This is a genomic window from Exiguobacterium sp. KRL4 (assembly GCF_001870785.1).
GTDB lineage: Bacteria > Bacillota > Bacilli > Exiguobacteriales > Exiguobacteriaceae > Exiguobacterium_A.
This window is the reverse complement of record NZ_MOLV01000005.1, coordinates 83538-109764: the sequence shown is the minus strand read 5'-3', so window position 1 is coordinate 109764 and position 26227 is coordinate 83538. Positions and strand designations below refer to the sequence as shown.

The following is a 26227-nucleotide window of genomic DNA, read 5'->3' as shown; positions in this document are numbered from 1 at the left end:
TCAACTAGGAAAACTGACAAATGCGACCCGAAGAGGATTCTCAAGGGGTCGCATCTTTTAATTAAGCAGCCAAATCCGTCTGTTTTTGTTTTCGTGCATCGAGACGCATCAGGATAACAGTGGCGACGAAAGCCGTTGCGACAGCAATCACAAAACCAACAAGATAGTTGATCAAGTTCGAGGCACCGAGCGGCGCGACGATTGCAATCATCGGGATGCCCGTCAATCCGTAAGCGTTTGCTGCGACTTGTGTCAAGACGACATAGCCACCGCCGATGGCACCACCGATGGCACCGCCGATAAATGGTTTCCCGAGTCGCAGGTTCACCCCGTAGATGATAGGTTCTGTGATGCCAAGGAAAGCAGAAAACGCAGAAGGGAGCGCGAGTGCTTTTAGTTTGACGTTTTTCGTCATGAAGTAAACGGCAAGACCTGCTCCACCTTGCGCGACATTGGCCATCGACCAGATCGGCAGGAGAAAGTTTTTACCGATACTCTTATCCGCCAGCAGCCCGGCTTCAATCGCATGGAAACTGTGGTGCATCCCCGTAATGACGATCGTCGAGTAAAGACCGCCGAATAAAAGACCAGCGACGACCGAGAATTGTTCATAGAAGAAGACGAGAATGAATGAAATCCCTTTACCGAGCAACGTTCCGATCGGACCGATGACGATCAGGGCGAGGAATCCCGTCACAAGAATCGTCACGAACGGTGTCACGAGTAAGTCAAGCGTTTCCGGTGTCCGTTTGCGGACTTGTTGTTCAATCTTAGCCATGACCCAAACCGTTAGAAGGACGGGGAAAACGGTTCCTTGATATCCGATCAGTTCGATGTTCATTCCAAGGAACTTCATCACTTCCGGATCACTGTTCCCAAGTGTCCATGGATTCAGTAACGACGGGTGGGTCATGATTCCACCGATGACGGCACCGAGGTACGGATTCGCTCCGAACTCACGTGCTGCCGAGAAACCAATTAAAATGGGTAAGATGATAAACGCGGAAGAAGAGAACATATCGAGCAATTGAACGATTGCTGAGTCACCGCTGACCCAACCAAATGCTTTGATCATCCCGAGCAGTCCCATTAACAGACCGGCAGCGACGATTGCCGGGATCAGCGGCACGAAGACATTGGATAACGCACGGGCAAGCCGGGCGAAGGGATTTAATTTTTGAGCAGCTGCTTTTTTGACATCGAGCGGTTCTTCTCCATCGAGCTTTATCCCGGCGAGCGGCGCGAATTCAGCAAAGACCTTATTGACGGTCCCTGTCCCGAAGATGATCTGGTATTGACCGGAACTGGAAAAGGCACCACTGACACCGTCTAAATCCTCGAGGGCTGCTTGATCGACTTTTGATTCATCATGTAAGACAAGACGAAGACGCGTCGCACAATGGGCTGCTGTAATGATGTTTTCTCGGCCACCCACTAATTCCAGCACACGTGCCGCTGTTTGTTTATAATCCATGCTGATTCCTCCTTCAGGAAAGACGTGTAGAGAGGACAGGCTACAAAAAAAGGCAAGACCGAACAACACCTCTAGAAACGAGATGCTGAATCGGTCTTGCCAGCCGTACTGTCACAATCCGCACTATTTATTTGTTGCCCTCATCATAAGGAGAAAAGAAAGCGTTGTCAACTGTTAAATGGGTTCCTTTTGAATGGAAATATCGACTTCGACTCCAAAGTGATCGGAAACGACAGGGGCGAAGACGCCGTCAAAGACGACACCGACCCGGTCCACGTCAATTTTTCGGTTCGACAGAACTAAATCAATCCGTAAACCTTTTTGATTTTCTTCCCAGCCATCGATTTTTCCTTCGACGGTCTCGACACCGACCGTTTCTTGTGCCAATAAAAAGACATCATGAAGTCCACGCTGCATCATGTAATCGTACCCTGTCCCACGCTCGAGCGCATCATTATTGAAGTCGCCTAAAAACAAGGTCCATTCGAGGGGATCCATCCGCGCAATCAAATGATTGAATTGTTCGCTGAACGGTTCATCCGTATCTTCCCACCAACCGAGGTGACAGGAGTTGAATGTAATCTGGGTACCTGCGACATCGATCGTCGCCCGGACGATTTTTCGGGATTTCCAATCCATCGTATCTTGACTCCGGCTGATGTAATACGTATCGGATTTTAAGATCGGATGTTTCGTCAGGATGGCGAGACCTTCCTCGTAGGCATCATATCCGATATGCGAAAAGTCCCAGACAAAGGAATAGTTCATCCCGTGTTCGAGCAATGCCTGCTGAATCAAGTAGACGAAATTATCTTCTCGAACGTTATCGTAGAGAATCGGTGTATCCATCAGCTGACTGACTTCCTGTAAGGCAATCACATCGTAATCCTGTTGAATGATTTGCGTGACGATTTGATTCAATTTATCGAGTTGCTGTTCTTCTTGCCAAGAATGGCAATTTAACGTGAGTAATCGCATCTGTTGTTCCTCCTGATTTTCAATAAAGAAAGGTGAAACTCATGATGAGCTTCACCTTTTGTTATTTACCCTAATTGTTTTGGTTTATGCGCCGATTCGATCTTGGATATCAGATTTCAAGACATCCGCTTTTGGACCGTAAATGGCTTGCACACCATTATTTTTCAGGATAAGACCCAGTGCACCGTTTGATTTCCAATCGGACTCAGGTGCGACAAGACTTGGATCTTTGACCGTGACACGTAAGCGTGTCATGCAGGCATCCACTTCCTCGATGTTTGCTTGACCACCCAGTAACCCGATGATGCGTGCTGCTTGTGATTGATCCGTTGTCGCAGCAGCTTCGTTCGTAGCTTGAGCACCGTCAGAAACGATCACGTCATCGAGATAGTTTCCGTTACGACCCGGTGTCGCATAGTTGAACTTTTTGATGACGAAACGGAACGTAAAGAAGTTCAAGAAAAAGAAGAAGATACAGACACCGATGAAGCGGATCAGGTCACCCATCAGACCGGCTTTCGCAATCAGCGGAATCCGTGTCAACAATTCGATTGCCCCGAACGCATGGATCCGAAGATGCATGACATCAGCCAGCGCAAAGGCGACTCCCGTCAAGACAGCATAGACGACGTAAAGAACCGGTGCGATGAACATGAACATGAATTCGATTGGCTCTGTGACACCCGTCAAGAAGACAGCAAGACCAGCAGATAAGAAGACCGGTTTATATGCTTTCTTTTTATCTTCGTCAACAGACATGTACATGGCAACGGCGACACCGATTAAAGAAGCAAGTGATGTGACGACTTGGCCTTCTTTGAAACGTGCTGGAACGACACTGTTGATCAAGTCATTGTAGCCTTGTGTGTTGCCGGCTTGTTTTAAGTTGACGAGATCAGTGATCCAGGCAAGCCAGAGCGGGTCTTGACCAGCGACCGTCGAACCTTGTGCAGCACCAGTTAAGATTTTATACGTACCACCAAGTTCCGTATAGTTCATCGGAACCGTCAACATATGGTGGAGACCAAACGGTAAAAGGAGACGCTCAAGCGTTCCGTAGACGAATGGTGCAAGAATGGGAGCTGTATCACGTGAAGTCGCAATCCAGCGTCCGAAGTCATTCAGTAACCCTTGAACGAACGGCCAGACGAGTGATAAGGCGAATGCTGCAACGACTGATCCACCGATGACGACAAACGGGACAAACCGTTTTCCGTTAAAGAAGGCGAGGGCATCCGGTAATTTACTGAAGTTATAGAACTTGTTAAACAGTACGGCTCCGAGGAAACCGGAAATGATCCCGACGAATACTCCCATATTCAGAGCGGGTGCACCAAGAACAGAAGTGAAATAATCTTTCACGATTAAGTCAGAACCAAGCAATGAAGTGACGGTTGCCTTTGGATCGGCAAGCATCGCTGAATTGACACCAAAGATGGCACCTGTGACACGGTTGACCAAGATAAAGGCAAGTAAAGCAGCGAAGGCTCCACCGGCACGTTCTTTTGCCCACGATCCACCGATGGCGACCGCAAAGAGCACATGGAGGTTAGTGATGATGGCCCAACCTAAATCTTCGACGATTCTTGCAATCGTTTGCATGAACGCAAGATCACCGCCATACATCCCGATCAACTTTCCGATCGAAATCATGATTCCAGCAGCCGGCATGACTGCGATGACTACCATTAACGCTTTTCCTAGCTTTTGCCAGAAATCAAATGAAATCTTATTTTTCATGTGGTCTCACTCCTCTATGTAGCTTTTATTTATCTAATTAGTGCAAACAATGTAAGCGATTAATGCAACCGCTTGCACTTAGAATTGTAAGCGATAACTTTTTAAAAAGCTAGTCCTTTTTTATGATTTATCTGAAATAATATTTCATATCATGAATATTATGAAAGAGAGGGGTGTTGAAAAATAAAAATCGGGAATAAGTTAACAGGAACAAAAGCGGCGAAGGGTGTGCTTAGAAAAGGAGACGGAATCATGAGTGAAACGATAAGTCCGCTTGCGAATTATGGAGAACGGATTCGCACATTACGTGAGCGACAGGACATCAATCTCGAACAGTTGGCTGAATTGACAGAGACGACACCGGAAATGATGGAACGGATTGAGCGGAGCATCGCCCATCCTTCATTCGCGATGATCGAACGGTTAGCAAAAACACTCAATGTCCCTTACGATCATTTACTGCGACATATCTGGCCTGCAAAGATGATCCGTCAGCACGAAGAACGGACAAAAATCATTGATTTACCGTCTAGTTAACGAATCAAAAAATCCTCCTCTGCCGGTATGGCAAAGGAGGATTTTTGAGGACTTAACGGTTGTCGATCGTTTCTGGATATAAGTCGTGATTGAAGAGACGATGTTCTGCCATCTGTTCATACTTTGTTCCCGGTTTACCGTAGTTGTAGTACGGATCAATCGAGATGCCGCCCCGTGGTGTGAACTTACCCCATACTTCAAGATAACGGGGTTCCATCAGTTTGACGAGATCTTTTCCGATGACATTGATACAGTTCTCATGGAAGTCACCATGATTACGGAAGCTAAATAGATAAAGTTTCAGTGATTTGGATTCAACCAGTTTTTCGTCCGGGATATACGAGATGTAGATCGTCGCGAAATCGGGTTGATTCGTAATCGGGCAAAGGCTTGTGAATTCAGGTGCATTGAATTTTACGAAGTAATCATTTTCCGGATGACGGTTCGGGAAGGCTTCTAGCACTTCCGGTTGGTATTCAAAAATATACGGGACGGACTTTTGACCAAGTAAAGACAAATCGTTTAAATCTTCTGGACGCATAATTAATCTCCTTAGACGCCGCGATCGTTCGCAAAAACGAGGGCATGTAGTTGTGGGAGAACCCGTGCGTGATTAAATCGTGCATCACCTGCAACGCGTTCCCATAAAGTTTTTAAATCAGATAACATCCGCGGAGCAATCGTACCTTCTTCTGCGGGATCAGGATTACCGAGTGATAAATAAAGGGTCTTCAAGGCATAGCGATCGGAAACGGCAGCGGCAAAATCAAGATCCACTTCATCAAAAATAACGATTTTGACGGCCCGTTGCTGTTCAGGTAACCGTTTAAAAAAGACATCAAGCCGATCATAATCAACCGTCATCCCACTCGAAGGGGGTTTGGGACTGATCGTGACGTCTTCGATATCGAGGATCCAGTTTTGCCAGTATGAACCTTGTGTTTCGACCGACATCGTGATGCCACGGCTCTTCAAGGCGTCGACGAGCGTTCCAATCGACGCATGTAACAACGGGTTACCGCCGGAAATCGTGACATGACCATACGAACCGAGGGCATCGAGTTGAGTCAGGATTTCCTCTGCTGTCAGTAAATCCGGTTTCTCTGATCCATCCCATGTAAAGGCTGAGTCACACCAGGCACAGGAGTAGTCGCAACCACCAGTCCGGACGAACATCGTTTTTTGACCGATCGAACGTCCTTCGCCTTGAAAGGTCGGACCAAAGATTTCAAGAACAGGAATCTTCGGTGTTTTCTTCAATTGATTCATGACTCAAGCATCCATTCCCGGCGGACTTCTGCAAAAGCAGTCGGAGTTTCATACAGTTTGACGAACTCGACACGGAGACCGCGTTCATCCGGCAGGTGTTTGCTGAGTGTCTCAAAAATCCAAGCCGACATATTTTCAGCCGTCGTATTCATGTAGGGGAGAGACTCGTTCAAGTACCGGTGATCGAGCAACGGTTCAAGGTGTTCTTTAAAAATCTTTTTCAAATCACCAAAGTCGAGTGTCATCCCGCGGTGATCAAGGAATCCGCTGATGCCGAGATCAACGTGATACGTATGACCGTGGAGGGCACGACACTTGCCGTCATAGTCATACAGATGATGGGCCGCGTCAAACGTCAATTTTTTGACGATCATGACACGTGATTTTGTATAAATAAGCGAGTCGCCCGTCGGACGCTCGACTGTTTCGGGTGCTTCATAATTGAATTTCATGTATGTTGGACCTCCTCGATGTAGGCATCTAAGCCTTTTTTCCGTAATTCACATGCCGGGCAATCGCCGCAACCGTCTCCAATGATTCCGTTGTAACACGTCAATGTCCGTTCGCGGACAAACTCAAACGCGCCGAGTGAATCAGCTAATGCCCATGTCTCTTTTTTGTCGAGCCACATCAGCGGAGTATGAATCACGAATGGATAGTCCATCGCGAGGTTAAGCGTCACGTTCAGTGACTTGATGAAGGAATCACGGCAATCGGGATAACCGGAAAAGTCTGTTTCGCATACACCGGTAATGATATGGCGGATGCCACGTCCTTTAGCGAGGACGGCTGCGAAAGACAGGAACAGGTGGTTTCGACCATCTACAAAGGTAGAAGGAAGCCCATCTTCATTCGTCGTGATTGATTGTGAGTGGTCAGTCAAGGAATTGCTCGTCAATTGACTGAGGAGTGAGAGATCGAGCTCGTGATGTTTCACACCGAGTTCGGATGCGATTTCGCGGGCGACATCGAGTTCTGCGGCATGACGTTGCCCATAGTTGAAGGTAACGACTTCAACTTCTGAATAATCGGCGAGTGCCTGAAACAGGCAGGTCGTCGAATCTTGACCGCCACTGAAGACGACAAGAGCACGTTCATTTTTCATAGTGTACACTTCCATTCCTAGTTTTTGTGACGGAGGAGGTTACGAACTCCGGAGACATAGTCTCAACTATTCACACTAGCAGAAGGCGACACAAAAGTCGACTGACAATCAAGTGTTTTCTAAGACAAAAAACACCCTTGAACGAAAAACGTTCAAGGGTGGAAAAATCATAAAGGATAATGGTAATACCGTTCTTTGACAAGCAAGTCCCGGATGTTGGAGTCTTCCGAGATGACTTTCATCAAACCACCTGTTTGCGAAGCATGCGCGTGAAGAGCTTCGACTTTTTGATCGGTGTAAGCACTGACATCATGGATGAAAGAGCCTTCACCGAGCTCATCTTTTGTATTGTTGGCGAACGCAACCGCTAAAAATTCCGGACGCTCTGCCTCGTCGATTGCCCGGAGTGCCCGAACAACAGCACGTGCTGTTGCTTCGTGATCCGGATGGACGGCATATCCCGGATAAAAGGAAATCAAGCGAGTGGGGCGAGTTTGCTCAATCAAACGACCGATGCGTTCCGCGAGCATCGCTTCATCTTCGAATTCGACCGTCTTGTCGCGTAATCCCCACATCTGCAGATCAGAAATTTTCATCTTTTCGGATGCAGCAATCAATTCACGTTTTCGGATCGTCGCCAGTTGTTCGCGGTTCGTAAAGACGGGTCGCCCCATGTTGCGTCCCATTTCACCAAGTGTTAAACAGGCATATGTGACCGGACCGCGGTTTTCTGCATGTTCGATAATCGTTCCAGCCGAGCTGAACGCTTCATCATCCGGGTGAGGGAAGATGACGAGGAGATGATCCTGTTCATTGTAAGCCATCATTCTACCTCCTCTGCGCCTTGCGCGAATGGTGTCGGGCTGAGTTCAAAGGCGATTGCGAGACGTCCTTCGATATCATGTCCCGCGATCAAGAGCTGATCACCTGCAAACTCATAATCGGTCAATCCCTCTCCGTACAGCCAACCGTGTGCGAGTTTCAAGCCGATTCGGTACGGACCGTTTCCTGTGATCAATCCACGTTCATAGATGATCTCAGCATTACGGAAAAACATGCCGGCGCTGTGGAACGTCGGATCTTGGTGCGTCGCGTAAGCCCCGTTCGTCGTTTCGACGTGTACGTAAAGCGGAGTGTTAGCGTGCTTGTCGATGTAGTCTTGAACAGCTGTTAAATCAAGTGCTTGCATAGTGTATCCCCTTTCGTATACAGAAAGAAGTCCGCGAATAGTTGCGCGGACTTCTTGAGCGATTAAGACGTTACTGTTCGGTGAGCAGCGTGGTCAGTCGGACCGACATATTCATTCAAACGGAATGAATGACGAATCGCAGAAGTGATAAACGATTTCGCAGTACGGACCGCTTGTTCCACAGAAGCTCCTTTTGCGAGTTCAGCCGTGATGGCAGCAGAGTAGGTGCATCCTGCTCCGTGCGTGTACGGTGTCTCAATGCGCTCGTCCTCAATCAGGATAAACTCTTTTCCGTCATAAAGCACGTCAACTGCTCGCGGATGATCAATCTTGCTACCGCCTTTGACAAGTACGTATTGTGCGCCTTTTTCATGAATCCGAGCAGCAGCTAGTTTCATCTCATCAATCGTCGAAGGGGTTTTTCCGAGGCCGGATAATTGACCCGCTTCGAAGACATTCGGTGTCACGACTGTTGCGAGTGGTGTCAGGATGTCGCGTAGCGCGTTAGCCGTATCCGGGTTCAAGACTTCATCTTCCCCTTTGCAAACCATGACCGGATCGATGACGATGTTTTGAACGCCAGACGATTTGATTTTTTCGGCAACGACTTCAATGATTTCGACAGTCGGGAGCATACCCGTCTTCATCGCATCTACACCAATTCCTCCAAGGACCGTATGGATTTGTGTCCGGACGAGTTCGGCATCGATTGGGTAAACCGCATGGTGCCAAGCGTTGTCAGGATCTTGAGCAACGATGACAGTCAATGCATTCATTCCGTAGACTTCAAGTTCCTGGAACGTCTTCAAATCAGCTTGAATACCAGCGCCGCCACTCGTGTCAGAGCCGGCAATCGTTAAGGCTTTACGTTTTGTCATGTGGAATTCCTCCTAAATAAAATCAGCATGTCTTCTTGCCATCAATCATAGCGAATTCTAGCCAAAGCGACAACTCCAGGAGCTTAATCGCTATGGAAAATCCCCACCTAGTCGTGCTAGATGGGGAGTGGGTGTTATTTAATGAAAAGGAAATCGAGGATGTAGTAGATGAGAGCAGCCACTGCCATTGAAATCGGGAGTGTGATGACCCATGTAATCAGCATCCGTTGTGCCGTACCCCATTTGACGCCTTTTTTCCGGTGTGATGTACCGACACCAAGAATCGCAGAAGAAATGACGTGTGTCGTCGAGACCGGCAAGTGAATCGCTGTTGCACCAAAGATGATGGCAGCAGACGTTAAGTCAGCCGCAACCCCGTTGACAGGACGGATTTTCATGATCTGTCCACCGACAGTCTTAATGATACGCCATCCACCGACTGATGTACCGAGACCCATGGCGATCGCACACGATAACTTAACCCATGTCGCGACTTCATGATCGGTTTGGTAACCAGAAGAAATCAGAGCAAGCGTGATGATCCCCATTGCTTTTTGAGCATCGTTTGTTCCGTGTGTATACGATTGAAGGGCAGCTGTCGCAATCTGCATGTGACGGAAACGACGATTCGTCTTCGCCAGATTACCCTTCTTGAAGACCACTTTAAAAATGGCATAGACAATGAAACCAAGCGTGAACGCAAGGATTGGTGAAATCAATAATGCCTGAACGATTTTTAGCATTCCTTTAGCTTCAATGCCACCAAATCCAACAGAAGCAATCGCAGCACCAGCGATTGAACCGATTAGCGTATGTGAAGAACTGGACGGAATACCGAAGTACCACGTCAAAAGGTTCCAGGCAATAGCTGAAAGTAAAGCAGCGATGACGACATAACTTCCGTGCTCAAGCGTCGAAGGATCGACGATATCGCCGGAAATTGTTTTAGCGACACCAGTAAACGTAATTGCACCTAAAAAATTCATCGTCGCCGCAAGAATGATGGCGTGACGCGGTTTCAAAGCACGAGTTGACACCGAAGTCGCAATCGAGTTCGCTGTATCGTGGAAACCATTAATGAAATCGAAGCTAAGTGCGAGAATCACGATTATGGCGGTGATGATAAAAAGACTATCCATCTCGTTAGCTCCTCACTTATGCGTTTTTCATGATGATCGTTTCAATGACGTTTGCTGCATCTTGGCAGTAATCGGCGATTGACTCGAGCGACTCATAAATTTCTTTGTATTGGATGATTTTAATTGGATCAGTTTCAGTAGCGAATAATGCTTTGATTGATTTACGACGTAAGTTATCACAAATCGTTTCTTGTTCTTTTACTTTAATGACATGCTCACGCATCGGTTGAAGTTTACGTGCAACCAAGAGGTTCATCGCCAAGGCGAGTTCGTTGACCGCGACATGAATTTCATCAACAAACCGAACCATATGCTCATCTGCTTGAACGATATTGTAGATTTCAAAAATCGCTGAACATTCTTCGAAGCCATCAAGAACATCGTCAAGAGAGTTAGCGAGCGCTAATAAATCCTCACGGTCGATTGGTGTGATGAAGGCATTGTTCAAATCGATGATCAGTTGGTGCATCAGATCGTCACCAGCTGTTTCAAAATCTTTTACTTTATGGGCGAATTCTTTAACATCGGCAATTCCATTAATTTTAAAGTCGACGAAAAATTGTGACGTGTGTTGCAAGTGTCCTGCAATCTCAGATAATTTTACTGCGAATGGATCTTGTTTTTTACTGAACATTTTTTCTGCCTCCATATTAAGAACAAGAATAAGATAGTGAAGCGACTTCACGAGTTCGATTGTATCAGACGCTATTATAAAAAAATACAACTATGTTTCGTCTTTACGAAATCTTAATAAATCTTAATGTAAAAGTGATTGCCGATTTAATAATGAATTGAAAATCTTCTGAATCATAGGTGTTTCCTTGTGGTTATGAGGAAAAGTTGTGTTTTCGGTTGTCGTTGAGAAGGGAATAGAAGGAAAGCAGGAAAACGAGGACCAAAAGCGAATGATAAGCTAGGTAAGATCGATAGGTATTTCAGTCAGAACCATGAAGAGGAAAGAGGAGGACGTTTTGTATGCTCGTTCAAAGTTTATGCATTCCGAAACACCAATGTGTCAAAGTATCAGAAACAGCCACGCTCCGTGAAGCGTTACAGACGTTGGAAGAAACGGGATATCGCTGTGTACCCGTTTTGGATCAATCCGGTCAACAGTTCAAAGGGAACATCTACAAAATGCACATTTATCGTCATGGGATGAACGGTGGAAGTCTGGACGACAATGTCATGACATTAATTAAAAACACATCTAAGTTCATTTATACGGGCAGTAACTTCTTTGAAGTATTTTTCTCAATCAAAGAATTGCCATACATCGCTGTCTTGAACGATGATGGACAATTTTTCGGGATCTTACCACATGGAAAGATGCTTGGGATGCTCGAAGAGGCCTGGAATCGTGATTCGGGAAGTTATGTCTTAACAGTGGCACTCAGTGAACAAAAAGGAGCGCTTGAAAAAATCGCCAAAATCGTCAATAAGTACTCGACGGTTGCGAGTCTCATGACACTTGATGCGAAAAGCAGTGTCATGCGCCGTGTCTTGATCACATTACCGACAGATTGTGATGAAAAAACAAAAAAGAAAATCGTCAAGAAATTGAACGAAAAAGGGCTGCGTGTCGTAGCTGTTGAAGACTTGGCAGTTCGTGTATAATCATTAATACATTCATAAGGACCAGTGTCGACTGGTCCTTTTTTTGTTGGGAGGAAGAAAAATGAAAATTTTAATGGTCGGTGCAGGGTCCATGAGTGAATCGTTAGTCAAGGGATGGATTGATTCCGGAATTTCTCCACAATCCATCACGATGACCAATCGGGCAGATCGGTCGCGTCTTGTCACGTTAGCTGATCAATATGGTGTTCAGACGACGACGGACGAACAGATTGAACAGTATGATGTTGTCGTGTTGGCGATGCAACCAGAGGGAGTCCTTGATTACGTCAGTCAGCAAACATGGACGAATCAATTGGTCATATCGGTTGCAGCCCACATTACACCAATAGAAATCGAGATCGCTACAAACTGCGGAGCCGTTTCTGCCATGCCGAATACACCCGTTGCGTTTCGAACAGGTATGACTGGACTCTGGTTTGGTGAACGGTTATCCGAATCCAACCGACAACAGAGTATCGAGTTGTTTGAGCGGGTCGGCGAAACCGTCGAAACCGACGGCACCACCATGCCATATTTGATGGCAGCAGCAGGATGTAGTCCGGCGTTCTTCTATGAAATCGTCGGAGCGATGACACCGGTCCTGACAGGAGCCGGTTTTGATGAACAGGCGGCACGCCGCATCATTGCCCAAGCAATGAAAGGATCGGCAGAATTGCTTCTGCACGAAGACCGCTCAACAGCGGCATTAATTGAAGATGTAGCGGCTCCGGGAGGTCCAACCGATCGCGGGGTGCACGTTTTACGTGAGCATCACTTATCGCAAGCGATGTATGCGGCATTGATGGAAAGTGCGCGTGAGGAAAGCTGAGCAAACGTATTTCAAAGGTCCACATGCATTCTTGCTAAATCAGCAAAGAACCATGTGGTTTTTTTGTTGTCTGGACCTCGGTTACGGTCAAATCAGATGTGTTCAAGAAGTGCTGTTTCACGTGAAACATCTATTTCACCTTGCATTGTTAGTAAAGAATTTGTATATTTAAAAAAGAAACCGTCCAGACGGTACAGTGAAAAGAAAGGAGAAAGATGATGGTTAGTGCAAAAGCGTTAGAAACAAGACGTCGGATCACGGATGCGACGGTTCAAATCATGCTGAACCGGGGTTTTCCACAACTGACGCTCGAAGAAGTAGCGAAACAGGCACAGGTATCAAAAGGCGGGTTGTTGTATCATTTTGCTTCGAAAGAAGAATTGCTGATGGGTGTGATTGAAGAACAAGAAGCACGCCAGTTCCAGCAGTATCAAACTTACCGCGAACAAGGTCTCGGCCAAATGGAAGCATTCGTCATGTTACAAGCGCAACACGAAGAAGAATTTTGTTTAGACATTGATACCGTCTTGTTTTTATTGTCTTTTTTAAAGGAAAATGCGGCATTCGTCGAAGAACGAAAAAAACAAGTCCATCAATTTTTCAATCAGTTAATTGAAAACACGGATCCGGTCGAAGCGATGATGATTCGTTTTACGTTAGATGGCTTAAAGATGTCGGAACACTTTCAGTTCGGACAACCAGCGCCAGATCTTCGAAACGCCTTAATTGAACGTTTACTTCGACAAGCGCGTGTGATTGATCAGGCAGCGGGAAAACAGAATTAAATTGAAAAAGAAGAGAGAGAAGGCGAATCCTTACCATGAAGCGTATCATTCAATTTTCAGTCAATAACAAGTTTGCACTTTGGCTGCTGACGATTATCATCACAGTTGCCGGAATTTACGCCGGAACGACGATGAAACTCGAGACGTTGCCAGACATCACGACACCAACTGTCTCGGTGACGACGATTTATCCAGGCGCGACACCAGAACAAGTGTTGGATGAAGTCAGTCGTGAACTCGAAAGTAAAATCGAGAATCTAAGTGGCGTCGATACAGTTCGATCGTCATCTTTCCAAAATGCATCAAATCTTCAAATCGACTACAGCTTCAGTACCGATATGGATGAGGCGGAACAAAAAGTCAAAGAAGCTTTAGCAAACGTCGAGTTACCGGAAGGGGCGCAAGAACCACAAGTGTCTCGAATCTCCTTTGATGCGTTTCCCGTCATCGGATTTGCTGTGTCAGACGAAAAACGTTCCCTGTCTGAGTTAACGAAATTGGTTGAAAACGAACTGCAACCGAAGCTCGAAGGGATTGACGGCGCACAGACGGTTCAAATCGCCGGGCAAGAGATCCGTCGCATCGAGATCCAGTTCGATGATAAAAAATTACAGCAGTATGGATTGACAGAAGATAACGTCAAGCAACTGATTCAAGCCAATGATTCACGATTGGCGTTAGGGCTATATGAGTTAGGTGATACAGAACAAGCAGTTGTCCTGGATGGAAAAGCAACGACGGTCAACGAATTGAAAAACCTCCGTCTGCCGTACACGCCGCAACAATCGGCTACAGCAGGTCAGGTGCCTTCTGGAGCGACAGAAGCACCAACACAAGCACCAAACGCGGCAACGACGAATCCTGCCGCTTCTACACCAAGTACGCCGACACAAGTACCGACTGTCAAATTGTCACAGCTCGCGACAATCGAGGATAAAGGAATCGAAGAATCGATTTCCCGTTCGAATGGAGAACGTTCGATTGGTGTCCAGGTGACGAAAGCACAGGACGCGAATACGGTCGAAGTCGTGAACGCGGTAAAAGAAACGATTCAAACATTTGAAAAAGAAAATGATTCTGTCCAAGCATCCGTGACCTTGGACCAAGGAAAACCGATCGAAGAATCGGTTTCGACGATGATTAGCAAAGCGTTGATTGGCGCCTTATTTGCGGTCATCATCATCTTATTATTCTTGCGTAACATCAAATCAACGGTGATTGCGGTCATCTCCATTCCGTTGTCACTCTTGATGGCCATTCTTGTCCTGAAACAGTTGGACATCTCACTCAACATCATGACGTTAGGTGCGATGACTGTCGCGATTGGTCGTGTCGTCGATGATTCGATTGTCGTCATTGAAAACATCTATCGTCGATTGACCGATCCGTCTGAGCCGTTAAAAGGCAAGGCACTGATCATCGATGCGACACGCGAAGTGTTCATTCCTGTTGCCTCGTCGACAATCGTCACGATTGCCGTGTTCTTACCACTGGGCTTCGTCACAGGATTTGTCGGCGAACTGTTCCTCCCGTTCGCCTTAACGGTCGTCTTCGCGCTGTTTGCCTCCTTAATCGTTGCTGTGACGGTGGTTCCGATGTTTGCCGATTCGTTATTCAAACGCGGTAAAGCACCAAAACCAGAAAAAGAGGATGGAGGCAAATTAGCGAACTGGTATCGCGGCGTTCTCAACTGGTCGTTAAACCATAAGATTGTCGTGTTTGGTCTAGCAGTCTTATTGCTGATTGGTAGTTTTGCGCTCGTTCCGGCCATCGGCGTCAATTTCTTGAATCAAGAGAGTGAAAAAACGTTTTATATCACCTATAATCCGAAGCCGGGTCAAACGTTAGAAGATTCATTACAAGCAGCTGATCAAGCGGAAGCTTACTTCGATCAACAAAGTGATGTTGATAATCTTCAGTTCACGGTGGGTGGGGAAAACCCGTTAAATCCGGGAAATACAAAACAAGCCGTTTTCATCGCCCAGTATGATCCGGATACAGCAGATTTTGCAGATGTGAAACAACAAGCGATTAAGCAATTGAACAAAGAGATCCAGACTGGGGAATGGAAAGAACAAGACTTTAGTGGCGGTGCCGCTTCTTCCGGTGTCTCGTATTCGATCTATGCTAACTCGATTGAAGATTTACAAACGATGACACCGAAGTTCGTCAAAGCAATTGAAGGCGAATCCAAGTATGTTCGAAAAGTCACGACCGATTTAAAAGAGTCGTATACCCAATACACGTTTGAAGTCGATCAACAAAAAGCGGCCGAATTCGGGGTCTCGACTGCGCAACTAGCTCAAGGAATCGCCAACGTGCAAGGAGAAGAAAAACCACTTTCTACTATAAAAGTAGATGGGAAAGAGTTAGACGTCATCGTGCCAAACGAACAGACGACGTATGATTCAATCAATGATTTACAAAAAACCGATGTCACGACGCCACTTGGTGTCCGAAAACTGTCGGATTTCATCTCGGTCAAAAAAGGGACGACACCTGACTCACTCAGTGAGCGGGACGGTAAACTCGTCGCGACCGTCACGGCCGAACTTAAAACCGATAAAGCAACAGAAGCGTCAGAAGCCATCGATCAAACGGTCAAAAAAATCGATCTTCCAACAGGCGTGTCGTATGAAGCAGGTGGGGTGACGGAGCAGATTCAAGAATCCTTCACACAACTCGGACTTGCGATGGCAGCAGCAGTTGCAATCGTCTATCTTGTCTTAGTCGTGACATTTGGTGGAGCATTAACACCGCTCGTCATCTTGTTCTCCCTTCCGTTTGCGATCATCGGCGGATTACTTGCCCTCTTGATCACAGGCGAAACGATTTCCGTCTCTTCCTTGATCGGTGCTTTGATGCTGATCGGTATCGTCGTGACGAATGCGATCGTGTTGATTGACCGCGTCATTCATAAAGAAAAGGAAGGTCTCGATACACGCGAAGCATTACTTGATGCGGCAGGTACACGACTTCGTCCGATCTTAATGACAGCTCTTGCGACGATTGGTGCCCTATCACCCCTGGCACTGGGACTTGAAGGAGGAGCGTTGATTTCGAAAGGACTAGGTGTGACCGTCATTGGTGGATTAACGAGTTCAACGTTATTGACTCTGTTGATCGTGCCGATCGTTTACGAATTCTTCGCACGTTTTCGGAAAAAGAAGTCAATTGATTAAGTAAGGTTAGAAGAAGGATAATGAAACAGGATTCATAAAATGGCTTTATAATGCCGTTTTATGACCTGTTTTTTTATTTGTTACAAAAGTATTACGGGAAACACTTGCTGTCAACAAACTGTAACACGTTTGGAGAAATCAGAATGATAGGATAAAAACAGTAATTATCAGATAATTTTGTTTTTTTACATAAAGCAATTTACAAAGGAGAGAGACAGATGAAGTGTTCATTTTTAGTTCGTGTCATCGTATTCGCAACGTTATTAATCAGCAGCTTTGCCGCTGTGCCTCGGCAAACAGAAGCAAGTACGGCCAAAAAGGTCGTCGTCGCTGTTGATGTGTTAAATGTGCGTGCGAAAGCGACAACAAACGGTCAAAAGCTTGGCCAACTGAAGTTAGGACAAACAGTGACGGTCACGAACAAAACAGCAAACAATTGGTATCAGTTCCGTTACTTAGGAAAAAATGCTTACATAGCAGCAACGTACACAAAAGATTTTAATGCGAAAGCGACGACCGGTTTATCGAAAAACGGAGCAGCCGTCGTATCGGTCGCTGAAGGATTAAAAGGTCGTCCTTATGTATTTGGTGCGACGGGTCCTGTCAGCTTTGATTGTTCTGGTTTCACACGTTATGTCTACAATGCGTTAGGGAAGTCCTTACCACGAACAGCTTCTGCACAATACGGAGCAACAAAACGGACAGCACCGGTCGCTGGGGATCTTGTATTCTTCACACACGGCAGTGGAATTCAGCATGTCGGAATCGCTGTTGACGGATCAACGATGATCAATGCCAACTCGTATTACGGACAAGTCGTCAAGGAATCGTTCCGGAGCGGGTATTGGGGTTCACGTTACGTCGCTGCCGGATCGTTGTAAAAACTGTACTATCAAAACCCGCTCTTGACGCATTTGCGAGACAAGAAGCGGGTTTTGTTTGTTATTTCGTACAAAGTATAGAGGCTGTCGTCCCATTTTTAAGAGTCGTCGGGATTTCGGTTTGAGGATGTTGCTGCCAACTATCACTGATGGCGATCGAAAAGGCATGCCGCCCGATCGTCTCGTAAGGAACAGCGACAGTCGTCAGATTCAGGACGACAGCCAGGTCACTGCCATCAAATCCGATTACGGCTAAATCCTCGGGTACCCGGTATCCTTGTTCGCGAAGTTCTAAAATGATGCCGGCAGCGACATGATCACTTGCCGTCAAAATGGCTGTTGGACGATGAGACTGATTCAGCCAGCATCTCGCTACATGTGCACCATCCTCGATCGTCAACGCCTGTTCATAAATCCATTCCGGTCGTGCGTCGTCAATCACGGTATCTTGATAGGCTTGTTTTCGAGCCAAACTATTTGTACTGTCCGGTCGTCCGAGACAAATACCGATTTTTGTATGATGAAGGGACTGTAATGCCTTCAATCCTTTTTGAAATGCCGTATAGTGGTTGATGTAAACGGAAGAAGCATGGGGATGGTATTCACAAAAAACAATCGGACCATATTGTTCGTACTGGAGAATCTCGTCGACGGACAGGCTGTGCGAGACGACGATCAGTCCGTCGACCTCACGTTGGGCCAGTGCCTTTAGAACAGTATGTTCATGTGACTCGACATAGTTCGTCTGCCAGGTCAAAAACCGATATCCTTCTTCAAAGGCACATCGAGCAATCCCTTGTAAGATGGCGGCATGATAAGGGTGATCGACGAAAGGCAACATGACCCCAATTGTGTGGGTTTGACCGGTCGACAGATGGACGGCCGTTTGGTTTCGGATATAACCGAGTTTCTGAATGGCCGCCTGTACGGCCTGGCGTTTGTCGTCCGCGACATACGGATGATCATTTAAGACACGCGAGACCGTCGTCACTGAAACATGTGCTTCACGTGCCAAGTCACGAATGTTCGTCATGAAAAGTTCCCCCTAAAGATCGTTAGATAATTGTTGTTGGATTTGAATCCAATCTTGTTTCGTGATGGTTTCTTCAAGTCGAGTGGACCGTTCGATTTGTTCTGCAATTTTTTGAAGAAGCGTGACTTGTTCTGTTGATGACAAATCTGGATATTGATCAATTAACGTATGTTTACAGAGGTAATAACCGGTCGGTGTATGAAGTTGTTCAATCGCTAACTCAAAGGCCACATTGTTTTTCACGAGACGCTGTAAGACTTTTTGAAATGACATGATCAGACCTCCTTTGTAGTGTATATCAAGACCTTAATCTATGGAACGCGTTTCAAGGCAAGGAAAAAGTGAACGTCATGTCGAAAACTAGTAAAATCCAGACTGGAATTGACCAATGGAAAAAAGAGGTCTATGATTGTTTCGAATCAAGATAAAGAGGGGCGAACGTAAAATGGAATCGACAGACTCGAAGCTGGCATTAAAAATGCTCGTTGTTCTATCTCGTACGATGCACGCAGTAACGGAACAAGTAAAGGTAGACATCAAGACACATCAATTGAACTCATCCGAATTTGGTGTTCTTGAATTGTTGTACCACAAGGGAGATACACCACTTCAACAAATTGGTGATAAAATCTTACTGACAAGCGGCAGTGTGACATACGTCGTCGATAAATTAGAAAATCGCGGGCTTCTCGCGCGACGCTCCTGTCCAACGGATCGCCGAGTGACATTCGGGACATTGACGGAGGCAGGACAAACGTTAATGGAAGAAACGTTCCCGAAACACGAAGCGTTTTTGACAGATCTATTCAGTGATCTTTCGATTCCAGAAAAAGAACAGTTGATTGAGCTACTGAAACGGGTGGGTCATAAAGCCGATCACTATACACATGTGGAAAAAACCTAATCGTCAATGATTAGGTTTTTTTTGAGGTTATCGCAAAAACGATTTGGTTTGGAGGCAGTTTCTTTTTGATTCTTTGAAATCAAACTAATTGACAAACGAAAACCCTGTTGGTATATTTACTTACAGAAATTACTTTAGATAAAAAGGGGAAATAAAAATGACTAAATTACTTTATGTAACTGTAAACCCGAAATCGACAGAACACTCGTTCAGCCTTCAAGCTGGTGAAGCTTTCCTTGAGAGCTACAAAGCTGCCAACCCGAATGCTGAAGTACAAGTTCTTGATCTTTATAAAGAAGACGTCCAAGAAATCGATACAGACGTATTAAGTGCATGGGGAAAATTCGCAACAGGCGAAGCACTTTCGGAAGTTGAAATCGCAAAAGTCGGTACGATGACGAAGCACCTTGAGCAGTACATGGAAGCAGACGAATATGTATTCGTGACGCCAATGTGGAACTTCTCATTCCCGGCACGTCTCAAAATGTACATCGACAGCGTTCTTCTTGCGGGTAAGACATTTGCTTACACACCAGAAGGTCCTAAAGGATTGATGGAAGGCAAAAAAGCACTCCACATCCAAGCAACAGGTGGCGTCTATACAGGGTCAGGTCTTAACTTCGGTGATGACTACCTCCGTCAAGCACTTGCTTTCACAGGTGTAACGGACTACAACTCATTGTTCATCGAAGGTATGGCAATGAACCCTGAAAAAGCAGAAGAAATCAAAGAAGAAGCAATCGCGAAAGCAAAAGAACTTGGTCATTCGTTCTCAACGGTCAACGCATAAGAAAACAAAAAATCCTGCTTTCCATTCAAATGGAGAGCAGGATTTTTTTTCGTCAAAGATGTGATTTTTTTCGTAAGATAAGCAACACGAACAGCAACAAATCTTTTAATTTTTCGAATCCACGTGGATGACTGGAAATGCGGTAGAGCCATTCCAGTTTGAGTTTCCGAAACAGCTTTGGTGCCCGTTTACTATGACCGGACCAGACATCAAAGGCACCACCAACACCGATGAAGAGACCGTGATCGACTTGATCATACACGGATGCGATCCATTGTTCCTGTTTGGGTGCCCCAAGTGCAACCAGGATTAAATCGGCTTGAGCAGATTTAATGGCTGCTGCCGCTTCTGCTTCTTTTCCGAATCCATGAAATGTCCCGACGAACTGGATGTCCGGGAAGCGGATCGATAGTTGTTTGATCAATGATTTCATGACTTCCGGGCGTCCACCAAGTAAAAATACACGTTTTTGCAATGTATCCGCCGTGCGCAACAGCTCTCGGGCGGTTTCGATGCCGGGTAACGTGGCCGTCAATGGTTCGCCCATTCGTTTGCTTGCTGCTGTCACGCCAATCCCGTCGGGCGTAATGAACGTCGCCTGTCGCAAGATGCGATTGTAAGCGGGATCACGTAACGAACGTAAGACAAGTTCCGGATTGGCCGTCACTAGAAAGGCTTTTTCATTATTGTGTAAAAGGGTTTTAATATGGGTATACCATGTCGACTGTGTTGTGTTGACAAAAGGTAAACCAAATAACTGGATTGTTTGAATCATATTTATTCCACCTCATTACCCATCATAGCAGAATCAAGCAGAAGGAACAGAGGCTTGAGACTGAAAAAGGAGCGAGTCACATGCACCCAGCCTGGCAAGAAATCTTAAGAGAAGAGAAAGAAAAAGAATATTTCCAGCGATTATGGGACTTCGTCAAAACGGCGTATCACGAGACGACGGTTTACCCGCCAAAGGAACGGATTTTTCATGCATTCGACGCTGTTGCACCGGAAGATGTCCGCTGTGTGATTTTAGGGCAAGACCCTTATCACGGACCGAATCAAGCAAACGGATTAAGTTTTTCCGTTAATGATGGAATCGCGATTCCGCCTTCCTTGCGTAATATGTATAAAGAACTCGTATCTGATCTCGGATGTCCGACACCGACGACAGGGAATCTTGAAGCGTGGTCAAAACAAGGTGTCTTTTTACTGAATACCTCTTTGACCGTAGAAGCGGGGAAAGCGGGGTCACATGCAAAAAAAGGATGGGAATTCTTTACCGATCGTGTCATTGAAGTATTAGGGAAACAAGACCAACCCATCGTCTTCATCCTTTGGGGAAACCATGCAAAAAGTAAAAAAAGTTTAATCGATACGACACGTCATCTTGTACTCGAATCCGTTCATCCCAGTCCACTTTCAGCGAGTCGTGGTTTTTTTGGAAGCCAGCCGTATTCGCAAACCAACGACTGGTTAACACAGCAAGGGAGAGCTCCCATCGACTGGTGTATTTCTTAAAACACAAAAAGAGACTGACTGTTGAGTCGGTCTCTTATTTTTCGTTCGAGGAACTTAATCCATCATGAATTTTTCGACGACGAGGGCAATCCCATCTTCGTCATTCGAAGCCGTCATGTACTGCGCTTTTTCTTTGACGGTGTCGGCGGCATTCGCCATCGCGACACCCAGTCCAGCCCACTCGATCATTGATAAATCATTATTGCCGTCACCACACGCGATGACATCGGCACGTTTGATTCCGAGGCGGTTTGCGAGCAGTTCAAGGCTTGTCCCTTTTGTGACGCCGGCTTCTGTGAACTCTAAGAAAAACGGTTTTGACCGGGCAACGGCAAGTTCCCCTGCGAGTTCGAGCTGAAGTTTTTGTTCGACTTCCGCTAAACGGTTTTCTTCCGCTAACATCAAACATTTCACGACCGGTTCTGTGACCGCAGCCTTGAAATCCGGTACCGGAATGACCTCCATCCCTGTGATCTCCCCTTCGAGCGTCGTGTACGGGTTAGGCGTTTCTGTATAAATTTCATGCCCGACGTACGTGTGGATATGAATGTTTTCCCGTTTACTTAAATCGTATAAACGATGTACCGTTTCCGGAAGAAGGGTACTGGAGAAGAGGGCTTCATTTGTTTTGCAGTCGATGATGGAAGCACCGTTAAAACTTAAGATATAACTACCGTAACGAGCGAGTTCGAGTTCTTTTGCCAGATCGACCATCGCGTAAGTCGGGCGACCGCTAGCAAGAACAACTTTTTTTCCACGACGCTGGGCATCGAGCAGTGCTTGTTTCGTTTTCGGAGAAATCGTGTGGTCGCTCGTCAACAACGTATCGTCAAGATCAAGTACGATCATTTCATAAGCCATGAATATAAACCCCTTTCGAATATCTGTTACATCTTAACAAGTTGGCTCCTCTTCCACAATATACTCTCCCTTGAAAGAGTGTGATAAAGTTTGAGGAGAGCACGTATGGAAAGGATTTAAGTCTGATGAAATATTTTGTTATTTTCTTATCGACCCTATATTTAGCGGGATGTGGTCTTACCTTGCCTCACCCTGCTTCGTTACTGGAACACCCGGCTTTGCCCGAATGGGAAAAGTCGTTAAAAACAAAAATTGATGAAGATCTTCCGACGCAGGCGGAAATCGTTGCCCCTCGTAATCAATCGATTTCGAGATTATATGAATTGATTGATTTAAATCGAGATGGACGTGAAGAAGCGGTCACCTTTTACCGGATGCAGGATCAGGGAACGTTTCAAATCACGCTGTTGGTCCATGAGCGGATGAAGAAGAAGTGGGTGTTACGAGTCAGTCAGCCGATTGCGACCGGTCGCTCGATTGATCAACTGCATGTTCTCACCGATCCAACGAAAACACGTAATCAATTGGTGATTGGCGTGACGAGTCTGGAAAAAAATACAGTCTATCTGTTAAAGGATTTGATGAAGCCGTCGATTGACGTCACTAAAATCGATACATACGATCGATTGACGATTGCCGACTTGAATCAGGACCAACGTCAGGATATGGTCTTGCTAAAAAAAGGACAATCGACGGAGCTGGTTTATTATGAAGAGGCATTGACGCCTGCTGTCCGACAAACAACGTCACTTCCGATACAGGAAGGCGATTTATTTGCGGATCATGATCTGTTTGAAATCGATACGATCAATGCCGCGAAGAAAAAAGGGCTACTGGTGTCCTTTACGCGTGAGGCGAAGATGCACTTGCTCGTGTTTCAGCTCGATCAAACCAAACTCAGCCCAGTCGATTTTGCCGGAACACCAGAAATCATCGAACCGATGTATACGTTCCCGAAAGATGTGGATCAAGATGGCATCGTAGAATTTGCCCATCAATACACACCAAAAGGCAGTATCGGACGGTCGGCGGAAGAAAAACCACAAATCACAGCCTATTACGCATGGAATGGTACAAGCGTACAACCGTTTCTCGAAAGTGGTTTTGAACTTCGCGAAGAACAGTACATTGATCTCGAATACAATTTCGTCATGCGATTCCCCGCGAATTGGGCAACACGTGAAACGATTGAGAAAAAAGATAATCGAGTGCGTTTCATTAATCGCGAGACTGGAACGATTGATTTTGAACTCGAAATCATTCCGAAAAATCAATACATTGCCAGTCATCAAAAGAAAAAAATTAAAGAAGGCATTGATTACGTCTATGTCATCACTGCCAACCAATCCTATGAAGAGTACGCAACGAATGTAGCACTTGTGGAATAAAGTAAAAGCAGGAGGAAAACAAGATGACAAAAATATTAGTGGCTGAGGATGAACATGCGATTCGCAGTTTCATCGTCATTAATTTAAAACGTGCCGGGTATGAAGTGATTGAAGCGGAAAACGGACGCGAAGCATTGGACTACTTTGAAGAGCAAATGTTCGATATCCTGCTGCTTGACATCATGATGCCGGAAGTCGACGGATTCGCTGTTTGTGAACAAGCGCGCTCGAAAGATGAAGTCGTCGGCATCATCATGCTGACGGCACGGACGCGGGAAGAGGACAAAGTCATGGGGCTAAGTGTCGGGGCCGATGATTACATCGCAAAGCCGTTTAGTCCAGCCGAGTTGCTCGCACGTATTCAATCGTTGTTGCGGCGAGTCGAGACGTTACGTCGCCGCAAACAACCCCGTGAGTTGCTTTCTGGTCCGTTTCGCATCGATCTTGGAGCGAAACGGGTTCAAAAAGCTGGCGTTGATGTGGAAGTCACACCGACGGAATATGATCTATTGTGCCACTTCATCAAAAATGAAGATCAAGTCATGTCGCGTGATGAATTATTAGATGCCGTCTGGGGTGAAAATTATTTTGGTGATCGGAAGACGGTTGATGTCAACATCCGTCGTCTCCGTCAAAAAATCGAAGAAAACCCGGCTGAACCTCAATTTATCGAAACGTTGTGGGGACACGGTTACAAATGGCGTAACGAAAAATGAAACGACAGATTTTGATGCGGTTCATGACGATTATTACCGTGACCGTCTTGCTTGTGATCGGTATTTTATCGTTCGTGACGTATAACTACTATTATGTGACAGCGACAGACGTCTTGAAACGACATGCGAATGCGAGTGCCATTTTATTTGCGAACAGTGGTCTTGCGTATGACTTTCAAGATTCAGAAGCAACGATTCATGATGTGCTTGATTCATATGCCTATACAGATGCTGAAATCGAAGTCTTGGATGCTAAAGGAATTCCACGCTACTCGTCAACCGGATTCGTCTCGAAGCGGAATATGACGAAACAAGAAGTCAGCCGCTTGCTAGCAGGAAACACGATTACGAAACGGTATGATGATCCGGAAACGGAGGAACATTTGCTCGAGGTGACGGAACCCGTCGTGTCGTTTGGACAGACGACCGGGGCACTTCGTTATACGACATCGCTTACTAAAATTGATCAACGGGTCGTCGAGATCTGTTTAGCGATTCTATTGTTGGGTGTCGTCATCTGGGGGCTGGCGTATATCTATTCGTCCCGTCTCGTTTCGTCCATCGTTCGTCCGATTCAAGAAGTCATCGGTGCTTCCGATCAAATCGCGAAGCAACATTATGATGTAAAAGTCAATGAAGAGTACACCTTTGAATTAGGCGAACTCGCCCGGACGATCAACTACATGGGGCAACAAATCAAACAACAGGAAACGCTGAAGGACGAGTTCATTTCGGGAATCTCGCATGAATTGCGAACGCCGCTCACTTCGATCAAGGGCTGGAGTGAAACATTACTGGCAGAACCAGAACGTTTACCGGAAGAGGCGTCGCTCGGAATGGGCATCATTCACTCGGAGACGGAACGTTTGATTTCGCTCGTCGAACAGTTACTCGATTTTTCGAAACTCGAGACAAGTCGCTTGGTTTTATACCGGCAGGAAGTGAACATCACCGAAGTCATTGAAACGGTGACAGCCCAGTTACGTCAGAAGCTGGAGGAAAAGAATATCCGAATCGTACGCAAGCTCCCGGCTCAGGTCGTCGGATTATACGATGAGAACCGCTTGAAACAAGTCTTTTTGAACTTACTCGATAATGCAATCCGTTTTTCACCAGTTGGCGGTGAGATTACGATTCGTCTCGTCCGATCGGAACGGGTCTTGTTCTTGTCCTTTAGTGACGAAGGACCTGGTATTCCGAAAAATCATCTCCGGCACGTGACGGAGAAGTTTTATCAGGTCCAAAAAGGAAAAGGGGGTACAGGATTAGGGCTTGCCATCTGCCGTGAACTCGTTGAAGCCCATGAAGGAAAGCTGTTCATCGACAACCAGCCGGAAGGAGGCGCAATCGCGACCATCCTTTTACCGGTCACAAAAGCATAACGAGAAAGTCAAATGAGAAGCGCTTTCGAAACTGAACT

At 46.1% G+C, this 26227-nt stretch carries 28 protein-coding genes; 12 read left to right on the top strand and 16 right to left on the bottom strand.

Annotated elements, in window-relative coordinates; genetic code table 11:
* Positions 1–61 precede the first annotated feature (61 nt).
* From BLD48_RS04935 to BLD48_RS04925, 3 genes are all read right to left on the bottom strand, one after another.
* Positions 62–1474: a sucrose-specific PTS transporter subunit IIBC gene (locus tag BLD48_RS04935; protein WP_071499195.1), complete on the bottom strand. Its 1413-nt coding sequence runs from the start codon at positions 1472–1474 to the stop codon at positions 62–64.
* A 174-nt stretch (positions 1475–1648) separates the two neighbouring features.
* Positions 1649–2452: an endonuclease/exonuclease/phosphatase family protein gene (locus tag BLD48_RS04930; protein WP_071499194.1), complete on the bottom strand. Its 804-nt coding sequence runs from the start codon at positions 2450–2452 to the stop codon at positions 1649–1651.
* An 84-nt stretch (positions 2453–2536) separates the two neighbouring features.
* On the bottom strand, positions 2537–4192 hold the full coding sequence (locus tag BLD48_RS04925) for a PTS transporter subunit IIBC (RefSeq protein ID WP_071499193.1): 1656 nt from the start codon (positions 4190–4192) through the stop codon (positions 2537–2539).
* Positions 4193–4444: 252 nt separating this feature from the next.
* Here BLD48_RS04925 and BLD48_RS04920 point away from each other — a divergent pair, with 252 nt between their 5' ends.
* The gene (locus BLD48_RS04920) at positions 4445–4729 is read left to right on the top strand and encodes a helix-turn-helix domain-containing protein (RefSeq protein ID WP_071499192.1); all 285 of its coding nucleotides are present in this window, start codon (positions 4445–4447) and stop codon (positions 4727–4729) included.
* A 52-nt stretch (positions 4730–4781) separates the two neighbouring features.
* Here the strand turns inward: BLD48_RS04920 and queF are convergent, their stop codons facing one another.
* The 9 genes from queF to BLD48_RS04875 form a co-directional block, all read right to left on the bottom strand.
* On the bottom strand, positions 4782–5270 hold the full coding sequence (gene queF, locus BLD48_RS04915; RefSeq protein ID WP_012371770.1) for a preQ(1) synthase: 489 nt from the start codon (positions 5268–5270) through the stop codon (positions 4782–4784).
* A gap of 11 nt (positions 5271–5281) precedes the next feature.
* Positions 5282–5998: a 7-carboxy-7-deazaguanine synthase QueE gene (queE, locus tag BLD48_RS04910; protein ID WP_071499191.1), complete on the bottom strand. Its 717-nt coding sequence runs from the start codon at positions 5996–5998 to the stop codon at positions 5282–5284.
* Positions 5995–6450, bottom strand: coding sequence for a 6-carboxytetrahydropterin synthase QueD (gene queD / locus BLD48_RS04905; protein WP_071499190.1), 456 nt, complete (start codon positions 6448–6450; stop codon positions 5995–5997). The genes queE and queD overlap by 4 nt, the downstream gene beginning before the upstream one ends.
* The gene (gene queC, locus BLD48_RS04900) at positions 6447–7103 is read right to left on the bottom strand and encodes a 7-cyano-7-deazaguanine synthase QueC (protein ID WP_026827150.1); all 657 of its coding nucleotides are present in this window, start codon (positions 7101–7103) and stop codon (positions 6447–6449) included. Before queC ends, queD begins: the two co-directional genes overlap by 4 nt.
* A gap of 167 nt (positions 7104–7270) precedes the next feature.
* A complete protein-coding gene (gene bshB2 / locus BLD48_RS04895) occupies positions 7271–7927 on the bottom strand; it encodes a bacillithiol biosynthesis deacetylase BshB2 (RefSeq protein WP_071499189.1) in 657 nt (218 codons plus the stop codon).
* Positions 7927–8292, bottom strand: coding sequence for a YojF family protein (locus BLD48_RS04890; protein ID WP_071499188.1), 366 nt, complete (start codon positions 8290–8292; stop codon positions 7927–7929). Before BLD48_RS04890 ends, bshB2 begins: the two co-directional genes overlap by 1 nt.
* A 62-nt stretch (positions 8293–8354) precedes the next feature.
* Complete coding sequence (locus tag BLD48_RS04885; protein WP_014971613.1) at positions 8355–9170, bottom strand: bifunctional hydroxymethylpyrimidine kinase/phosphomethylpyrimidine kinase; 816 nt, start codon at positions 9168–9170, stop codon at positions 8355–8357.
* Positions 9171–9304: 134 nt separating this feature from the next.
* Entirely contained in the window at positions 9305–10309 is a 1005-nt protein-coding gene (locus BLD48_RS04880; RefSeq protein ID WP_071499187.1) for an inorganic phosphate transporter, read from the bottom strand.
* A gap of 16 nt (positions 10310–10325) precedes the next feature.
* Complete coding sequence (locus BLD48_RS04875; RefSeq protein ID WP_071499186.1) at positions 10326–10943, bottom strand: DUF47 domain-containing protein; 618 nt, start codon at positions 10941–10943, stop codon at positions 10326–10328.
* Positions 10944–11284: 341 nt separating this feature from the next.
* On the opposite strand from BLD48_RS04875, the gene cbpA reads away from it, so the two are divergent.
* From cbpA to BLD48_RS04850, 5 genes are all read left to right on the top strand, one after another.
* Entirely contained in the window at positions 11285–11923 is a 639-nt protein-coding gene (gene cbpA, locus BLD48_RS04870) for a cyclic di-AMP binding protein CbpA (RefSeq protein ID WP_071499185.1), read from the top strand.
* A gap of 61 nt (positions 11924–11984) precedes the next feature.
* Positions 11985–12752, top strand: coding sequence for a pyrroline-5-carboxylate reductase family protein (locus tag BLD48_RS04865; protein ID WP_071499184.1), 768 nt, complete (start codon positions 11985–11987; stop codon positions 12750–12752).
* A 218-nt stretch (positions 12753–12970) separates the two neighbouring features.
* A complete protein-coding gene (locus BLD48_RS04860) occupies positions 12971–13537 on the top strand; it encodes a TetR/AcrR family transcriptional regulator (RefSeq protein WP_071499183.1) in 567 nt (188 codons plus the stop codon).
* 35 nt (positions 13538–13572) lie between these two features.
* Complete coding sequence (locus BLD48_RS04855; RefSeq protein ID WP_071499182.1) at positions 13573–16719, top strand: efflux RND transporter permease subunit; 3147 nt, start codon at positions 13573–13575, stop codon at positions 16717–16719.
* A gap of 218 nt (positions 16720–16937) precedes the next feature.
* Positions 16938–17600, top strand: coding sequence for a C40 family peptidase (locus BLD48_RS04850; RefSeq protein WP_071499181.1), 663 nt, complete (start codon positions 16938–16940; stop codon positions 17598–17600).
* A gap of 61 nt (positions 17601–17661) precedes the next feature.
* Here the strand turns inward: BLD48_RS04850 and BLD48_RS04845 are convergent, their stop codons facing one another.
* Entirely contained in the window at positions 17662–18633 is a 972-nt protein-coding gene (locus BLD48_RS04845; RefSeq protein WP_071499180.1) for a LacI family DNA-binding transcriptional regulator, read from the bottom strand.
* A 12-nt stretch (positions 18634–18645) separates the two neighbouring features.
* Entirely contained in the window at positions 18646–18906 is a 261-nt protein-coding gene (locus BLD48_RS04840; protein ID WP_071499179.1) for a hypothetical protein, read from the bottom strand.
* Positions 18907–19078: 172 nt separating this feature from the next.
* Here BLD48_RS04840 and BLD48_RS04835 point away from each other — a divergent pair, with 172 nt between their 5' ends.
* Positions 19079–19537 (top strand): MarR family winged helix-turn-helix transcriptional regulator, encoded by a 459-nt coding sequence (locus BLD48_RS04835; protein ID WP_071499178.1) that lies wholly within the window; start codon positions 19079–19081, stop codon positions 19535–19537.
* 157 nt (positions 19538–19694) lie between these two features.
* Complete coding sequence (locus BLD48_RS04830) at positions 19695–20327, top strand: FMN-dependent NADH-azoreductase (protein WP_071499177.1); 633 nt, start codon at positions 19695–19697, stop codon at positions 20325–20327.
* Positions 20328–20379: 52 nt separating this feature from the next.
* Here BLD48_RS04830 and BLD48_RS04825 read toward each other — a convergent pair whose 3' ends face one another.
* The gene (locus BLD48_RS04825) at positions 20380–21102 is read right to left on the bottom strand and encodes a WecB/TagA/CpsF family glycosyltransferase (RefSeq protein ID WP_071499176.1); all 723 of its coding nucleotides are present in this window, start codon (positions 21100–21102) and stop codon (positions 20380–20382) included.
* A gap of 80 nt (positions 21103–21182) precedes the next feature.
* On the opposite strand from BLD48_RS04825, the gene ung reads away from it, so the two are divergent.
* Positions 21183–21842 (top strand): uracil-DNA glycosylase, encoded by a 660-nt coding sequence (ung, locus tag BLD48_RS04820; protein WP_071499175.1) that lies wholly within the window; start codon positions 21183–21185, stop codon positions 21840–21842.
* Between the two features lie 54 nt (positions 21843–21896).
* On the opposite strand, the gene BLD48_RS04815 is transcribed toward ung, so the two are convergent.
* The gene (locus BLD48_RS04815) at positions 21897–22703 is read right to left on the bottom strand and encodes a Cof-type HAD-IIB family hydrolase (protein WP_014971600.1); all 807 of its coding nucleotides are present in this window, start codon (positions 22701–22703) and stop codon (positions 21897–21899) included.
* 125 nt (positions 22704–22828) lie between these two features.
* Between BLD48_RS04815 and BLD48_RS04810 the strand changes: the two genes are divergently transcribed.
* Genes BLD48_RS04810 through BLD48_RS04800 form a run of 3 tightly spaced genes read left to right on the top strand, consistent with a single transcriptional unit; the run spans position 22829 to position 26189 of the window.
* Entirely contained in the window at positions 22829–24091 is a 1263-nt protein-coding gene (locus BLD48_RS04810) for a hypothetical protein (RefSeq protein ID WP_236629943.1), read from the top strand.
* A gap of 23 nt (positions 24092–24114) precedes the next feature.
* Complete coding sequence (locus BLD48_RS04805; protein WP_071499173.1) at positions 24115–24807, top strand: response regulator transcription factor; 693 nt, start codon at positions 24115–24117, stop codon at positions 24805–24807.
* A complete protein-coding gene (locus BLD48_RS04800) occupies positions 24804–26189 on the top strand; it encodes a sensor histidine kinase (RefSeq protein WP_071499172.1) in 1386 nt (461 codons plus the stop codon). Before BLD48_RS04805 ends, BLD48_RS04800 begins: the two co-directional genes overlap by 4 nt.
* The last annotated feature ends 38 nt before the right edge of the window (positions 26190–26227 follow it).

Bases quoted from the DNA above. Each gene is read 5' to 3' on its own strand.
- BLD48_RS04935 (WP_071499195.1), bottom strand. From the start codon at position 1,474: ATGGATTATAAACAAACAGCGGCACGTGTGCTGGAATTAGTGGGTGGC.
- BLD48_RS04930 (WP_071499194.1), bottom strand. From the start codon at position 2,452: ATGCGATTACTCACGTTAAATTGCCATTCTTGGCAAGAAGAACAGCAA.
- BLD48_RS04925 (WP_071499193.1), bottom strand. From the start codon at position 4,192: ATGAAAAATAAGATTTCATTTGATTTCTGGCAAAAGCTAGGAAAAGCG.
- BLD48_RS04920 (WP_071499192.1), top strand. From the start codon at position 4,445: ATGAGTGAAACGATAAGTCCGCTTGCGAATTATGGAGAACGGATTCGC.
- queF (WP_012371770.1), bottom strand. From the start codon at position 5,270: ATGCGTCCAGAAGATTTAAACGATTTGTCTTTACTTGGTCAAAAGTCC.
- queE (WP_071499191.1), bottom strand. From the start codon at position 5,998: ATGAATCAATTGAAGAAAACACCGAAGATTCCTGTTCTTGAAATCTTT.
- queD (WP_071499190.1), bottom strand. From the start codon at position 6,450: ATGAAATTCAATTATGAAGCACCCGAAACAGTCGAGCGTCCGACGGGC.
- queC (WP_026827150.1), bottom strand. From the start codon at position 7,103: ATGAAAAATGAACGTGCTCTTGTCGTCTTCAGTGGCGGTCAAGATTCG.
- bshB2 (WP_071499189.1), bottom strand. From the start codon at position 7,927: ATGGCTTACAATGAACAGGATCATCTCCTCGTCATCTTCCCTCACCCG.
- BLD48_RS04890 (WP_071499188.1), bottom strand. From the start codon at position 8,292: ATGCAAGCACTTGATTTAACAGCTGTTCAAGACTACATCGACAAGCAC.
- BLD48_RS04885 (WP_014971613.1), bottom strand. From the start codon at position 9,170: ATGACAAAACGTAAAGCCTTAACGATTGCCGGCTCTGACACGAGTGGC.
- BLD48_RS04880 (WP_071499187.1), bottom strand. From the start codon at position 10,309: ATGGATAGTCTTTTTATCATCACCGCCATAATCGTGATTCTCGCACTT.
- BLD48_RS04875 (WP_071499186.1), bottom strand. From the start codon at position 10,943: ATGTTCAGTAAAAAACAAGATCCATTCGCAGTAAAATTATCTGAGATT.
- cbpA (WP_071499185.1), top strand. From the start codon at position 11,285: ATGCTCGTTCAAAGTTTATGCATTCCGAAACACCAATGTGTCAAAGTA.
- BLD48_RS04865 (WP_071499184.1), top strand. From the start codon at position 11,985: ATGAAAATTTTAATGGTCGGTGCAGGGTCCATGAGTGAATCGTTAGTC.
- BLD48_RS04860 (WP_071499183.1), top strand. From the start codon at position 12,971: ATGGTTAGTGCAAAAGCGTTAGAAACAAGACGTCGGATCACGGATGCG.
- BLD48_RS04855 (WP_071499182.1), top strand. From the start codon at position 13,573: ATGAAGCGTATCATTCAATTTTCAGTCAATAACAAGTTTGCACTTTGG.
- BLD48_RS04850 (WP_071499181.1), top strand. From the start codon at position 16,938: ATGAAGTGTTCATTTTTAGTTCGTGTCATCGTATTCGCAACGTTATTA.
- BLD48_RS04845 (WP_071499180.1), bottom strand. From the start codon at position 18,633: ATGACGAACATTCGTGACTTGGCACGTGAAGCACATGTTTCAGTGACG.
- BLD48_RS04840 (WP_071499179.1), bottom strand. From the start codon at position 18,906: ATGTCATTTCAAAAAGTCTTACAGCGTCTCGTGAAAAACAATGTGGCC.
- BLD48_RS04835 (WP_071499178.1), top strand. From the start codon at position 19,079: ATGGAATCGACAGACTCGAAGCTGGCATTAAAAATGCTCGTTGTTCTA.
- BLD48_RS04830 (WP_071499177.1), top strand. From the start codon at position 19,695: ATGACTAAATTACTTTATGTAACTGTAAACCCGAAATCGACAGAACAC.
- BLD48_RS04825 (WP_071499176.1), bottom strand. From the start codon at position 21,102: ATGATTCAAACAATCCAGTTATTTGGTTTACCTTTTGTCAACACAACA.
- ung (WP_071499175.1), top strand. From the start codon at position 21,183: ATGCACCCAGCCTGGCAAGAAATCTTAAGAGAAGAGAAAGAAAAAGAA.
- BLD48_RS04815 (WP_014971600.1), bottom strand. From the start codon at position 22,703: ATGGCTTATGAAATGATCGTACTTGATCTTGACGATACGTTGTTGACG.
- BLD48_RS04810 (WP_236629943.1), top strand. From the start codon at position 22,829: ATGAAATATTTTGTTATTTTCTTATCGACCCTATATTTAGCGGGATGT.
- BLD48_RS04805 (WP_071499173.1), top strand. From the start codon at position 24,115: ATGACAAAAATATTAGTGGCTGAGGATGAACATGCGATTCGCAGTTTC.
- BLD48_RS04800 (WP_071499172.1), top strand. From the start codon at position 24,804: ATGAAACGACAGATTTTGATGCGGTTCATGACGATTATTACCGTGACC.